Here is an 869-nt window from a genome sequence, read left to right on the forward strand (position 1 = left end):
AGATGACCGTCACTAGAATCGCACAGAAAATCACAGTCACTTGAGGCCATGCCAGCATTGCCATCGATTCTTGCAGTTTTAAGCCGATACCGCCAGCGCCCACCAAACCTAAGACGGTAGACTCTCGAATATTGATGTCCCAACGGAACAAGCTCGTGCCGATGAAACTTGGCATTACTTGCGGAAGAATGCCGTAGTTCAAGACTTGCAGTGGAGATGCCCCCGTCGATTCAATCGCTGACATCTGCGTGACGTTTACTTCTTCAATCGCTTCGTACATCAACTTAGCCACGAAGCCAATCGAGCGTAGCGCAATCGCGATAATACCGGCCAGTAACCCTGGGCCGATGATAGCCACTAACAGGAGTGCCCAAATTAATGAGTTGATTGAACGACTTGCCGCAATGATGAACAGTGCGATAGGCCTGATAAACGTTGTGCTTGGCGTTGTGTTGCGTGCGGCTAAGAATGCAACTGGAAATGCCAGTACGATTCCTAACAGTGTGCCAATTGTTGCGATGTTAATGGTGTCCCACAAAGGGCTCCAAAGTGACTCTAAGTAGCTCCATCTTGGTGGCCACATACGTGACGAAATATCAGCAAGTTGATTCGGTGAGTCAGTCACAAAGTACCAAATCGTGTCCTTGTTCATGACTTGCCATGCAAAAACCGTTAGCGCAACAAAGCAAAGCCAGCCAAGCCAAAGCATAAGGCTCTGTTTACTGTCGTAACGCTGCCATTGGGTACGATTCATGGCGCTTGTAGAGGTGTCATTTAGCGTGCTCATTGGTCGTTCCTTACTGCACATGCTTGCGGATAATGGTCGATAGGTATTCACACAACATCACAATCACAATAATAATCAATAG

1 protein-coding gene is annotated in these 869 nt (G+C 47.8%); it reads right to left on the bottom strand.

The annotated features are described in order from the left end of the window. Positions 1 to 787 (bottom strand): phosphonate ABC transporter, permease protein PhnE (gene phnE / locus AB4486_RS25175; protein ID WP_372119438.1); only part of this gene is annotated, 787 nt, incomplete at its 3' end. Between the last annotated feature and the right edge of the window lie 82 nt (positions 788 to 869).

The organism is Vibrio sp. 10N.222.55.C6 (assembly GCF_041473395.1).
In the GTDB taxonomy this organism is placed as follows: domain Bacteria; phylum Pseudomonadota; class Gammaproteobacteria; order Enterobacterales; family Vibrionaceae; genus Vibrio; species Vibrio crassostreae_C.